Origin of the sequence: Paraburkholderia sp. WC7.3g (assembly GCF_050436345.1) — a bacterium.
In the GTDB taxonomy this organism is placed as follows: domain Bacteria; phylum Pseudomonadota; class Gammaproteobacteria; order Burkholderiales; family Burkholderiaceae; genus Paraburkholderia; species Paraburkholderia podalyriae.
In genome coordinates this window covers 3,996,799-4,009,301 of record NZ_JBNDMA010000002.1, presented here as the reverse complement: position 1 = coordinate 4,009,301, position 12,503 = coordinate 3,996,799, and the positions used below count along the sequence as shown (strand labels likewise).

Here is a 12,503-nt window from a genome sequence, read left to right as displayed (position 1 = left end):
GGTTTCTGTCCGCCCGGCCGATTTTTTCTTATTCTTTCTTCCATGCTCGAATTCTTCACGACCCTCCATTGGGGCGCAGTCTTTCAGATTGTCGTCATCGACGTTCTGCTCGGTGGCGATAACGCGGTCGTGATCGCGCTCGCCTGCCGCAACCTGCCGCAGTCGCAGCGCATGCGCGGCATCGTGTGGGGGACCGCCGGCGCGATCCTGTTGCGTGTCGTGCTGATCGCGTTCGCGGTCGCGCTGCTCGACGTGCCGTTCCTGAAGTTCGCGGGCGGCGTGCTGCTGCTGTGGATCGGCGTGCGCCTGCTCGCGCCGGCGCACGACGGGCATGAGAACGTAAAGCCGGCCGACAAGCTGATCTCGGCGGTGAAGACGATCATCGTCGCGGATGCGGTGATGAGCGTCGACAACGTGATCGCGATCGCCGGCGCGGCCGAAGCCGCGGAGCCCGAGCATCGGCTGGCTCTGGTGATCTTTGGCCTCGTCGTGAGCATTCCGCTGATCGTGTGGGGCAGCCAGCTGATTCTGAAGCTGCTCGATCGCTTTCCGGGCATCGTGCTGTTCGGCGCGGGTCTGCTTGGCTGGATTGCGGGTGGCCTGATGGTCAACGACCCGGCCGGCGACCGCTGGCCGATTCTCGACACGCCCGTCGCCGAGTACGGGATGAGTATCGCGGGTGCGCTGTTCGTCGTGATCGTCGGTTATCTGCTGAAGCGCCGTAACGCGAAGCGTGCGGCGGTGTGAGCGTGGCGCTGCCGCTGCCTAAACGGTGATGCCGTCCGAGCGCAAGCCTGGCCATCCGGCTGACTGTGACGCGTGAGCCTCGCTCGCTACGATAAAAACGCCTGTTCCCGATCCACGGGCCAGGCGTTTCTCGTATCAGGAGTCTGCCGATGATCGTTACCCTGCCGTATTCCCCGTACTCCCAATCCCCGTCGCGCCGTGCACGCTGGCGGGCGAGCTGGTTCGCGCGCATCTGCCGCCGCTGCGGCGTCGGCTTCACGCTGATCGAACTGATGATCGTGCTCGCGATCGTCGGCGTGATCGCCGCCTATGCGATTCCCGCGTATCAGGACTATCTGGCGCGCAGCCGGGTCGGCGAGGGCTTGTCGCTCGCGGCGTCGGCGCGGCTCGCGGTGGCCGAAAACGCCGCGAGCGGCAACGCCTTCAGCGGCGGTTATGCGTCGCCGCCCGCCACGCGCAACGTCGAGTCCATCCAGATTGACGACGACACCGGCCAGATCACGATCACGTACTCGACGCGCGTCGCGCAGGCCGCTGCGAACACGCTGACGCTGGTGCCCTCGGTGCCGGACAACGCGGATGCGCCGAGCGCGCGCGTCGCGTTGAGCAAGGACGCGGTGCAGACCGGCGCGCTGACGTGGGAATGCTTTGCGAGTGGCAAGAACGCGTCGTCGTTGCCGGCGCCGGGCTCGGGGCCGATGCCGATCGAAGCGTCGACGCTCGCGGCGAATCTGGCGCCGCCCGAATGCCGTTCGTAAGTGGCAAACAAGTCAGCGACGAGACAGCGACCGAGCGCTGACTGGATGACTCGAACCACAACGTAAAAGGCTGATTTTCAGCCTATTTCGGCCGGGCCGGCGCACAGTGCAACGAATTTTTTGTATAGTGCGCCGGTTGCTGACGCCCACCGTTGATTCGATGCCCACCCCTTTCGCGCGCTACCTGTCTCTCGTACTGCTGGCTCTTGCGTTGATCCTGCCCTATGCGGTTGCCAACCATACGTATCCGATCCCAACCTTCTACGCCGAATTCACCGCACTCGCGCTGTATCTGCTGACTGGAGCGGCCGTCGTGCTGCTTGTCGCGACCACGCGGCCGCGCGTGGCTTTCGCGTCGCCCATCGTTGCGCTCGTGCCTTTGCTGTTCGGCCTCGTGCTGGTCGTGCAGACGCTGGTGCTGCCGGTCGCGGAGCCGTCGATGAACTGGCTCGGCGCGGGCTTCCTGCTTGCCGCGTGGATGGCTGTGCACGTGGGCTACGGCTTCGCGCGCGTGAAGCTCGACGAGACCGCGTTGCGCTGGGCGGCGGGGGCATTGATCGTCGGCGGTCTGTTCGCGGTGTTCAGCCAGATGATCCAGTTGTTTCACCTCGAGACGCGCGTGGCTCCGCTCGTCGTCGCGTATAACGTGACCGTCGAGCGCCGGCCGTTCGGCAACATGGCGCAGGCGAACCACCTCGCGACGTATATCGCGTTCGCGATGGCCGGAGCGCTGTATCTCGTGCAGACGCGCCGCATCGCGGTGCCGATCTGGCTGCTGGTGTCGACAATTTTCTCGGTCGGCCTCGCGTTGACCGTGTCGCGCGGTCCGTGGCTGCAGATGGGTGTGATCGTCGTGGCCGGCTTCTGGATGGCCTTCGCGCAGACGCGCAACGAACCGCAACTGCGCCGCAGCAACCGTGAATGGCTGGTCCCGATCGCGCTCGCGGTGCTGTTCTTCGTGATCAATGCGCTGATCCGCTGGGCCAACGTGCGCTATCACCTCGAACTCGGACAGTCGGCGGCCGAGCGCTTCCAGGACGCTGGCCAGATCGCGCCGCGCCTCGCACTGTGGAAATACGGCTGGACGATGTTCAAGCAGCATCCGCTGCTCGGCGTCGGCTGGGGCGAATTTCCGAGCTATCAGTTCGAGCTCGTCAAGCAACTGGGCGGCGTCGAGATCGCCAACAACTCGCACGACATCTTCGTCGACCTGCTCGCGAAAACCGGTCTGATCGGTCTCGGCATCGTGCTCGTGGGCCTCGTCGCATGGCTCGTGCGCGTCGTGCGTGCGCCGCAAAGCGCGGCGCGCGTATTCGGCATCGCGCTGATCGGCGTGCTGACGATGCATGCGCTCGTCGAGTATCCGCAGCAGTACATGTTCTTCCTGTTGCCCGCGATGTTCGTATTCGGCCTGCTCGACACGCGGCCGTTGCGCGCGGTGCCCGCGAACCTGTCGTTCGGCGCATTCGCGGTCGTGGTGTTTGGCGGACTCGCCGCGCTGTATTCGGTGTATCGCGACTATGCGCGCGCCGAAGTGCTGTACTACGGCGCGCGTCCGGCCGAGCAGTACAGCGCCGATCCGTCGTTGATGTTCGGCGCATGGGGCGAATACGGTCTCGCGACGCTGCAGCCGATGAATCCGCTGAACCTGCAACGCAAGCTCGCGATGCACAAGCAGGCCATCGCTTTGTTGCCGGGCGAGACGGTGCTGCGTCGCTATGCGGTGCTGCAAGCGTTGACCGGCGATACCGCGGCGGCGCTCGATACGGTCGAACGCTTGCGGATCTTCGCCGAGGAACTGAAGGACTGGCCGGCGCAGCTCGGCTATCTGTACGAACTCGTCGACGAGCAGAAGTCGCTCGCGGGATTCAAGGAGCAACTGGTTAAGCGCTACGGCACGCCGGCGCCCGATGCAACGCCGGACGACGACAGCGGCGACGATTGATGGTGCCGCGCCAGCTTAGGCGTGCTGCCGCCGCGGCTTCCGTGCTTCAGAGTTCAAAGCTCGGAATACTTCGCGGCGGTGCCTTTTGCCTTGTCGACGGGGTAGCGCGCTTCGTTCAGCTTCAGTTTTTCCGCTGCTGCGTCGACGAGATCGAAGCCCGCAGTGTGGGCGACCAGCAGCAGATACATGAACACGTCGGCGCACTCGTGCCTGAGGTTCGTCGATTGCGCGGAATCGCTGAGCAGTGCGTCGATCTGCGCGTCGGTTTTCCATTGGATCGTCTCCAGAAGCTCGCCGGCTTCGATGCCGGTGGAGACGATCAGATTGCGCAGCGTGTGAAACTGCCGCCAGTCGCGCGCGTCGCGAAACGCCAGTAGCTGCTTGAGCAGGTCGTCGATGGTCATTTCGCTACCCGGATAGTTGCCGAACCGCGCTTCAACTTTGCGCGACCCAATCTCCCGACTTCCCGCCATGCTTTTCCATCACCTTCACGTCGGTGATGGTCATGCCGCGATCGACCGCCTTGCACATGTCGTACACGGTCAACAGCCCAACCTGCACGGCGGTAAGCGCCTCCATTTCGACGCCCGTGCGTCCAAACGTCTCGACCTGAACCGTGCAATGCACGCCCGGCATCTGCTCGTCGAGCTCGAAATCGGCCTTCACGCGTGTCAGCGCGAGCGGATGGCACAGCGGAATCAGATCGGCGGTGCGCTTCGAGGCCTGGATCGCCGCAATCCGCGCGACGCCGATCACGTCGCCCTTTTTGGCGTTGCCGTCGCGGATCAGCGCGAAAGTGTCGAGTAGCATGCGGATCGAGCCGCGCGCGATCGCGACGCGCCTGGTCTCCTGCTTGCCGCCGACGTCCACCATATGCGCGTCACCGGCCGCATCGAAATGAGTGAGTTCAGGCATGGTTGACTCCTTCAGAGGGCGCCTATCATAGCAGTGCGGCGCGACCCCGAATCGTCGCGGCGACTGATTACACCTGCGCTGTGTCGTGCTCTGCGTTTTGCCTCGTACGCGTCCTGCGACGCCCTTGCCCGTTATCTTAGTCCGGGCCGTGGGCGGCGTTTTTCGACTTCGTCAGACCGGCTTCGCGATGCATTCAAAACGGTTCCTTGCTGCATGGCTATCCGTCGCGCTCGCTATGCCACCGGGCGCATTCGCGCAATCGACCGGCGAGGCGGCCATCGCGCCGCGAACGACACCGTCCGAGGCGCCGCTCGTCAGCGGCCCGAGCGACGCGCGTGTCGATCCGATCCTGCCGCCCGACATCGCGCGCGGCGTGTTCGGCACCTACGGCGGTGCCCAAAGCCGCTTTTCCAATGGCGGTGGGAACGGCGGCAACGGCGGCGACAATGGCGGCGGCGACTGGCGCGCACCGATCGTCGCACAGCAATTACCTGATCTCGGCAGCGGCGGCGCCGGCTCGCTGACCCCGCAGGCCGAGCGCAAGCTCGGCGAGCGCGTGATGCGCGAGATACGCCGCGACCCCGACTATCTCGACGACTGGCTCGTGCGCGACTACCTGAATTCGGTCTCGGCCAAGCTCGCGGCGGCGGCCGGCGCGCTTTACATCGGCGGCTATCGACCGGACTTCGAACTGTTCGCGGTGCGCGACGCGCAGATCAACGCGTTTTCGTTGCCGGGCGGTTTCATCGGCGTGAACACGGGGCTGATCGTCACGACGCAGACCGAATCCGAGCTCGCGTCGGTGCTGGGTCACGAGATGGGGCACGTGCTGCAGCGGCACATCTCGCGGATGATCTCGAATGGCGAGCGCGGCGGCTACGCGGCGCTCGTCGGTGTGCTGTTCGGCGTGCTGGCTGGCGTTCTCGCGCATAGCGGCGACCTCGGCAGCGCGATCGCGCTCGGCAGCGAGGCGTATGCGGTCGATAGCCAGCTGCGCTTCTCGCGATCGGCCGAACAGGAAGCGGACCGCGTCGGCTTTTTGCTGCTCGCCGGCGCCGGCTACGATCCTTACGCGATGCCGACGTTCTTCCACCGGCTCGACCGCGCGGCGATGAACGAAAACGGCATTCCGGCCTATGCGCGAACGCATCCGCTGACCGGCGAGCGGATCGCCGATATGGAGGACCGCGCACGCCGCTCGCCGTACCGGCAACCGCATCAGGACGCCGAATACGGCTTCGTGCGGGCGCGCTCGCGCCTGTTGCAGGACCATTCGCGCAACGAATACGCGGACGAGATTTCGCGGCTGCGCTCGGAAATCGACGACCGCACCGCGCTGAACGTCGCGGCGAACTGGTACGGCATCGCGTACGGGCAGATGCTGCTCGAGCGCTACGACGACGCGGTGGCCTCGCTCGCGAACGCGCGCGCGATGTTCGTCGCGGGCGCGCGTGCGCAAGGCGAGCCCGAGCGCACTTCGACAAGCCTCGACGTGCTCGCGGCCGACATCGCGCGGTGCGCCGGTCACGCCGACGAAGCCGCGCGTCTCGCCGAGTTCGCGCAGCAGCGCTGGCCGCAATCGAACGCCGCGATCGACATGCACATCCGCACGCTGCTGACGCTGCACCGCTTCACCGACGCGCAGGCGCTCGCGACGCAGGAAACCCGGGCGCATCCCGATCAACCCGCGTGGTGGCCGTATCTCGCGCAGGCGAGCGCGGGCAGCGGCGATGCGTTGACGCAGCATCGCGCGATGGCGGAGAAGTTCGCGCTGGACGGGGCGTGGCCATCGGCGATCCGGCAGCTGAAGGACGCCCGCGACCTGAAGACGATCGGCTATTACGACCTCGCGACCGTCGACGCTCGCCTGCACGAGATGGAGAACCGCTACAAGGAGGAGCGGCTCGACGAGAAGGGGTAGGGCCCGTGAGCGCGCGCCGGTATGCGCGTCAGACCTGCGCCGCCGGACTCGCGACGAAGCCAAAGCGCGCGGCCACCTGATCGCGTCGCACGCTTTGTAGCGGCAGTGTGAGCTGAGCGCTCCAGTGGAATGCGCCGCTCAATGAGTCATCGTCGGCGAGCGTCGCGTGATCGGAGAAGATCTCCAGGTCATGATCGTGCAGCACCGCGATGCGTGCCGGCTGCGAGCGATCGATGAACAGAATGCCGCCGTCTTCGTCGACGAACACCGCCGCCGGTTCGAACGCGCCGCCGCCCTGATCGTGCAGCGCGAGCGTTCCATCCGCGTGCGCGGACAACCTGACCACCCACGGCGTATAAGCCAGCTCGACGTATACGCGCTGCGGCCCGTTCTGGAAAAACCACTGCCCGCGCTCATCGACCTCGTAGTTCCGGTTGATGAAGCCAAGCAACGCCTCGTGCCGGATCGGTGCGCCGGGCGCGCCGCTCGCCTGGGCCGCTTCGTCGCGCATGCGCCAGTTACCGCGCCGGTCGAGCATCAGCCAGCCGGTGCAACTCGGCACGTTCGGCCATTTGGCCAGCGCCTGTCTAACGATGTCATCCATGATCGACGTGTCGCTCCAGGTAGCCGAACACGCGCCGCGACAGCCAGTCGATGCGGCCCGGGAACGGCCCGGTCATGAAACCCGCGTGGCCGCCGTGCTCAGGCTGATCAAGCTCGACCGCGGCCGACACGTCATGCCGCGACGGCAGCGCTTCGGCCGGCAGGAAAGGGTCGTTGCGCGCGTTGAGCACGAGGGTCGGCACCTGAATGTGCGGCAGCAGCGGACGGGTCGTCGCGGTGCTCCAGTAGTCGTTGGTATTGCGAAAGCCGTGCAGCGGCGCGGTCACGACGTTGTCGAACTCGTACATCGTGCGGCTCGCGAGCATCGCGTCGCGGTCGAACAGGCCGGGGAACTGCTCGAGCTTCTGGTTGGCCTTCTGTTTCAGCGTCTTCAGGAAGCTGCGTGTGTAGACGAGGCCGAAGCCCTGCGACAGCGCGCGGCCGCCCGCATGGACGTCGATCGGTGTCGAAATCGCGGCGGCGGCCGCTACCACCCGCGTCGCATCGTCTTGCCGCTCGCCGAGCCAGCGCAGCAGCACGTTGCCGCCGAGCGACACGCCCGCCGCGACCACCGGCCCGCGATGCGCGGCGCGCAGGCGGCGCAGGATCCAGTCGACCTCGTCGCTGTCGGCGAGATGATAGAAGCGTGGCAGCCGGTTCAGCGGACCGCTGCAGCTGCGAAAGTGCGGCACCACGCCATGCCAGCCGTATTCGCGCGCGGCTGCCATCAGCGCGGCCGAGTAATGCGACGACGAACTGCCTTCGAGGCCGTGGAACAGCACGAAGAGCGGCGCAGTATCGGTGGGCGGGCTCTGATGCGCGACCCAGTCGAGATCGATGAAATCGCCGTCGGGCGTGTCCCAGCGTTCGCGTCGAAACGACACCGCGGGGCGGCGCGCGAACAGCGACGGGACGATGGTCTGCGCATGCCGGGTCGGCAGCCACAGCGGCGCGCGGTACAGCAGCTCGACAGTCGCCTCGACGGCGGCCGCCATCTGGGCGGGCGCTGTACCTGGGGAAGCGGGTTGATCGGGCGTCGAACTCATACCGGCGGACAAGCGAAAGAACGAAAAAGCATGAACCTGACTCGGCAGCGGCGCCGCGCGTCAGTGCAGCGGGCCCTGGCCATGCCGCATCTTCGTCGCGAACTGGCTGGCGGTCTCGTTCGGCATCGCGCTCGCATGAATATGCGCGATGCGCCATTCGCCGCGTTCGTGGACCATCACGTAGGTGGTGAAGACCATTGCGGGCGTGGCGGTCGGGTCGGCCGGACGATGCGCTTCGGCAATCGCATAGACGACGGTGCCGAGGCTGTCGTAGACACGGATGTCGAGCGGTTCGATCGACACCGGCATCGCTTCGAGCTGACTCAGCAAGCCATGGCGGATGCTGTCGAGCCCGTGCAGATGCGAGCCGTCCGCGCAGATGCAGCTGACGAATTCCTCGTCGATCCACAAGCCCATCAAGCTGTCGATATTGACCTCGGCGACGGCCTGATAGTAGGCGTTCAGGGTATCGGCGGCGGCTTCGAAGATATGGGCAAAACGTGGCATGGCTCGTCAGTCTCTTGTGCGCGGCGCGCGGTTGCGGGTCAGCGGTAGCGGGACGGTCCAGAGCGCCGGACCATCGCTCCCCGGCGTCAGCTTGCCCGCGCCGCAAGGCGCGAACATGACGCGACGCGCTCGGGGGCGTGCGGTGTTGCGTGCAAGTATGAGTCGGCTCAGCGCTGCGCGAGCAGCATGCCGCGCAAATCGCCGAAAACCTGCTCGGCGCTCAGTTGCTTCAGGCAGTTCAGATGGCCGAGCGGGCACTCGCGCTGAAAACAGGGGCTGCATTCGAGATGAAGCCATTGTACCTTCGCGAGCTCGGACAAGGGCGGGGTGTGGCGCGGATCGGTCGAACCGTAGACGGCCACGAGCGGGCGGCGCAGCGCGGCGGCGACGTGCATCAGGCCGGAGTCGTTGGTGACGACCGCATTGGACCGCGAGATCAGCGCGCAGGCCTCGCCGAGCGCGGTCTGGCCGCACAGGTTGCGCACGTTCGGCGCTTTCTCGGCGATCGCCTGCGCGAGCGGCGCGTCTTTCGGCGAACCGAGCGCGACGATCTGCGTGTACGGGAACGACTGGCCGACCATCTGCGCGAGCGATGCGAAATGCTCGGGCGGCCAGCGCTTCGCGGGACCATATTCGGCGCCGGGGCAGAACACCAGCAGCGGCACGCGCGTATCGAGATTGAAGCGTGCCGACACGCGCGACGCCTCGTTCAGGTCGGTGTCGAGGCGCGGCATCGGCAGATCTTCGGGGACTTTGGCGCCGGGTGCGTAGGCGAGGGCGGCGTAGTGGCCGACCATCGGCGGGCGCGCGTCCTTGCGCGGATTCGCGTGACGCACGTTCAGCACGCCATAGCGACTCTCGCCGGTGTAGCCGATGCGCAGCGCAATACCCGCCAGCCACGGAATCAGCGCCGACTTGAACGAGTTCGGCAGCACATAGGCCGCGTCGTAGCCGACGTCGCGCAGATCGCTCGACAGCTGCCAGCGGCGCAGCATTTGCAGCTTGCCGTGGGCGAGATCGGTCGCGTAGACGTCGCGGATTTCCGGCATGCGCTCGAGCACGGGCGCGACCCAGCTGGGCGCGACCGCATCGATGACGATGCGCGGATGCAATTTCACGAGGCGCGCAAACAGCGGCTGCGCCATCAATGCGTCACCGATCCAGTTCGGTGCGATAACCAACGCGCGACGCATCAAAGTGAGTGTCCGGTGTCGATAACAAGCGCCGCGCGCGCCATGCGCGTGGCACTCGGATGGGTAAAAGGGGAAAGCGGAAAGCCGCGCGGCGCGATGCCGTTTGCCCACACGCGCCGCGATGGCGGCGCGGCGGCGGCCCGGCTGCGCCGTTCGTGCGGGTCGTGCGGGTCGCGCGATCGAGCCTGCGGTGCGGCGAGCGCGTGATCCGAGCCCCGCGCCTCGTGCCGCCCAAGCCGGGTCAGAACCGCCCGTTGCGCCGGATCAATGGCCCTTGATCACTTCGCCGTCGCGCAGCTTGTAGCGCGTGCTGCAATACGGGCAACGCGCTTCGCCGTGCGACACGTCGATGAAGACGCGCGGATGCGCGCTCCAGCGCGGCATGGCCGGGTTCGGACAATACGCCGGCAAATCTTTTGCCGACAGTTCGACCAGCGGCATTTCCTTGATTTCGCTCATGAGACTTTCTCGTTGTATGCGGAGGGCTTGCAGTGCGCCGCCGTTGGGCGGCGCGGCGCATCTCGAAACGTCGCTCAGATCTTCGCGAGCCAGTGCGCGTATTTCGCGCTCTTGCCGTTCACGACGTCGAAGAAGGCCGATTGCAGCTTTTCGGTGATCGGGCCACGCGCGCCGGCGCCGATTGCGCGGTTGTCGAGCTCGCGGATCGGCGTGACTTCGGCTGCCGTGCCGGTGAAGAACGCTTCGTCGCAGGTATAGACCTCGTCGCGCGTGATGCGCTTTTCGATCACCTGCAGGCCCATGTCGCGCGCGAGCGTGATGACGGTATCGCGCGTGATGCCGTCGAGGCACGAGGACAGGTCCGGCGTGTAAAGCTTGCCGTTGTTGACGAGGAAGAAGTTCTCGCCCGAGCCTTCCGACACGTAGCCGTCGACGTCGAGCAGCAGCGCTTCGTCGTAGCCGTCCGCGGTCGCTTCCTGGTTCGCGAGGATCGAGTTCACGTACCAGCCCGACGCCTTCGCGCGCACCATCGACACGTTCACGTGATGGCGCGTGAACGACGACGTCTTCACACGGATACCCCTGGTGATGCCCTCTTCGCCGAGGTACGCGCCCCACGGCCACGCGGCGATCGCGACGTGAATGGTGTTGCCTTTGGCCGACACGCCGAGCTTTTCCGAGCCGACCCAGATGATCGGGCGCAGATAGCAGGTCTCGAGCTTGTTCTCGCGGACCACTTCGCGCTGCGCGGCGGCGAGCGTTTCATGGTCGAACGGCACGTCCATCTGGAAGATCTTTGCCGAGTTCAGCAGGCGCTTGGTGTGCTCCTGCAGGCGGAAAATCGCGGTCGCGCCGTCGGCGGTCTTGTAAGCGCGCACGCCCTCGAACACGCCCATGCCGTAGTGCAGCGTGTGGGTGAGCACGTGGATTTTGGCATCGCGCCAGTCGATGAGCTTGCCATCCATCCAGATCTTGCCGTCGCGGTCGGCCATTGACATACGGTTCTCCAGCAGGTGCGTTATGAGGTGCGGCCATGAGCGCAGGACATAGCCGGGAGCGCTATTTTAGCGTCTTTTGCACACGCAACGGGCATTTGGGCGCACCCCGGGCGCTATAATCCGGCGCACGCATAAATCAACTCCGGATGCGCCAGCGGGTGGCCCTGCGACCTGGCGCGCCGACCTGGCCTTCTTGACGGCGTTCCTTGCGCCCGCTCCCTTCGCCCGATGCTCGCTCGACTGTCCGATACCGATCGCCGCGCTTTTCGTGAAGGCGCGCGCGCCTACGCCCCCACGCTGATGGCGATTTTTTCCTGGGGCCTCGTGACCGGCATCGCGATGAGCAAATCCGTGCTCACGCTGCCGCAGGCACTGACGATGTCGCTGCTGTGCTACGCCGGTTCGTCGCAGCTGGCGGTGCTGCCGCTCCTCGCCGCGAAGCTGCCGGTGTGGACCGTGTTGCTGACCGCGGCGATGGTCAACACCCGCTTCGTGATCTTCAGCGCCGGCCTCGCGCCGCACTTCTCGTATCTGTCGATGTGGCGGCGCATCGTGCTCGGCTATTTCAACGGCGACGTGATCTATCTGCTGTTCGTAAAGAAGAGCTTTCCGACCGGCTACGTGCCGGGCAAGGAGGCGTACTTCTGGGGCATGGCGGTGTCGAGCTGGCTGTCGTGGCAGGTGTCGTCGATCATCGGCATCCTGCTCGCGAGCCTGATTCCCGACAACTGGGGGCTCGCGCTCGCCGGCACGCTCGCGCTGTTGCCGGTGATGGTGTCGGCGATCGCCACTCGCTCGACGATGGTCGCGGTCAGCGTGGCCGGCATCGTGTCGCTGCTCGCACTCGATCTGCCGTATCGGCTCGCGCTGCCGCTCGCGGTGATCGCGGCGATCGCCGCCGGCAGCGCGGCCGACTTGATCATCGAGCGCGCCGACCTGCGCCGCATCCGCGGCATGAACGATCGCGCCGGAGACTCCCAATGACCTCCACGCAAATCTGGCTCGCCATCTTCGGCATGACCTTCGTCACCGCGTTGACGCGCGCGATGTTTCTGATCGGGGGCGAGCGCACGGTGCTGCCGGCGCGCGTCCAGAAGATGCTGCGCTACGCGCCGGCCGCCGCGCTCGCCGCCGTGGTGGTGCCCGACGTGCTGACGACGCCCGAAGGGATGTCGTTCGCGACGTCCAACCATGAGCTTTATGCGACGCTCGCCGGCCTGAGCTGGTTTTTGTGGCGACGCACCATGCTGGGCACGATCGTGACCGGAATGGTCGTGTTTACACTGATGCGCGTGTTCCTGTGACGCTCCGGCCCGCGGTGCGGCGATGAATGCTGCGCGGCTGCATGGTCGGCCTCGCGATCAAATACGCGACATTCGCTCGGCCGCGGGTCAGAAGGCCGTTTGGATCA

14 protein-coding genes are annotated in these 12,503 nt (G+C 66.1%); 6 read left to right on the top strand and 8 right to left on the bottom strand.

Annotation, left to right across the window (positions count from 1 at the left end):
* The first annotated feature begins 42 nt into the window (after nt 1-42).
* The 3 genes from OKW43_RS30055 to OKW43_RS30045 all read left to right on the top strand — a co-directional run bounded on the left by OKW43_RS30055 (nt 43) and on the right by OKW43_RS30045 (nt 3,450).
* Nucleotides 43-747: a TerC family protein gene (locus OKW43_RS30055; protein ID WP_187635941.1), complete on the top strand. Its 705-nt coding sequence runs from the start codon at nt 43-45 to the stop codon at nt 745-747.
* 149 nt (nt 748-896) lie between these two features.
* Nucleotides 897-1,505 carry a pilin gene (locus OKW43_RS30050; protein ID WP_429451423.1) on the top strand — a complete coding sequence of 203 codons (609 nt, stop codon included), beginning with the start codon at nt 897-899 and terminating at the stop codon, nt 1,503-1,505.
* Nucleotides 1,506-1,665: 160 nt separating this feature from the next.
* Nucleotides 1,666-3,450, top strand: a complete 1,785-nt coding sequence (locus tag OKW43_RS30045) for a PglL family O-oligosaccharyltransferase (protein ID WP_429451421.1) — start codon at nt 1,666-1,668, stop codon at nt 3,448-3,450.
* 53 nt (nt 3,451-3,503) lie between these two features.
* Here the strand turns inward: OKW43_RS30045 and OKW43_RS30040 are convergent, their stop codons facing one another.
* Both OKW43_RS30040 and moaC read right to left on the bottom strand, forming a co-directional pair.
* A complete protein-coding gene (locus OKW43_RS30040) occupies nt 3,504-3,854 on the bottom strand; it encodes a nucleotide pyrophosphohydrolase (protein WP_187635944.1) in 351 nt (116 codons plus the stop codon).
* A 31-nt stretch (nt 3,855-3,885) separates the two neighbouring features.
* The gene (gene moaC, locus OKW43_RS30035) at nt 3,886-4,365 is read right to left on the bottom strand and encodes a cyclic pyranopterin monophosphate synthase MoaC (RefSeq protein ID WP_187635945.1); all 480 of its coding nucleotides are present in this window, start codon (nt 4,363-4,365) and stop codon (nt 3,886-3,888) included.
* Between the two features lie 187 nt (nt 4,366-4,552).
* Between moaC and OKW43_RS30030 the strand changes: the two genes are divergently transcribed.
* Entirely contained in the window at nt 4,553-6,286 is a 1,734-nt protein-coding gene (locus tag OKW43_RS30030; RefSeq protein ID WP_429451418.1) for a M48 family metalloprotease, read from the top strand.
* Between the two features lie 28 nt (nt 6,287-6,314).
* Here OKW43_RS30030 and OKW43_RS30025 read toward each other — a convergent pair whose 3' ends face one another.
* From OKW43_RS30025 to OKW43_RS30000, 6 genes are all read right to left on the bottom strand, one after another.
* Complete coding sequence (locus OKW43_RS30025) at nt 6,315-6,890, bottom strand: DUF2946 family protein (RefSeq protein WP_187635947.1); 576 nt, start codon at nt 6,888-6,890, stop codon at nt 6,315-6,317.
* Complete coding sequence (locus OKW43_RS30020) at nt 6,883-7,935, bottom strand: hydrolase (RefSeq protein WP_429451416.1); 1,053 nt, start codon at nt 7,933-7,935, stop codon at nt 6,883-6,885. Before OKW43_RS30020 ends, OKW43_RS30025 begins: the two co-directional genes overlap by 8 nt.
* A 60-nt stretch (nt 7,936-7,995) precedes the next feature.
* Nucleotides 7,996-8,442 (bottom strand): nuclear transport factor 2 family protein, encoded by a 447-nt coding sequence (locus tag OKW43_RS30015; RefSeq protein WP_187635949.1) that lies wholly within the window; start codon nt 8,440-8,442, stop codon nt 7,996-7,998.
* 167 nt (nt 8,443-8,609) lie between these two features.
* Nucleotides 8,610-9,635: a lipopolysaccharide heptosyltransferase II gene (gene waaF, locus OKW43_RS30010; RefSeq protein WP_187635950.1), complete on the bottom strand. Its 1,026-nt coding sequence runs from the start codon at nt 9,633-9,635 to the stop codon at nt 8,610-8,612.
* Nucleotides 9,636-9,899: 264 nt separating this feature from the next.
* Nucleotides 9,900-10,094 carry a zinc-finger domain-containing protein gene (locus OKW43_RS30005; protein WP_008920434.1) on the bottom strand — a complete coding sequence of 65 codons (195 nt, stop codon included), beginning with the start codon at nt 10,092-10,094 and terminating at the stop codon, nt 9,900-9,902.
* Nucleotides 10,095-10,168: 74 nt separating this feature from the next.
* Entirely contained in the window at nt 10,169-11,092 is a 924-nt protein-coding gene (locus tag OKW43_RS30000; RefSeq protein WP_187635951.1) for a branched-chain amino acid transaminase, read from the bottom strand.
* Nucleotides 11,093-11,320: 228 nt separating this feature from the next.
* On the opposite strand from OKW43_RS30000, the gene OKW43_RS29995 reads away from it, so the two are divergent.
* Nucleotides 11,321-12,076, top strand: coding sequence for an AzlC family ABC transporter permease (locus OKW43_RS29995; protein ID WP_187635996.1), 756 nt, complete (start codon nt 11,321-11,323; stop codon nt 12,074-12,076).
* Nucleotides 12,073-12,396, top strand: a complete 324-nt coding sequence (locus OKW43_RS29990; protein ID WP_187635952.1) for an AzlD domain-containing protein — start codon at nt 12,073-12,075, stop codon at nt 12,394-12,396. Before OKW43_RS29995 ends, OKW43_RS29990 begins: the two co-directional genes overlap by 4 nt.
* Nucleotides 12,397-12,503 lie beyond the last annotated feature (107 nt).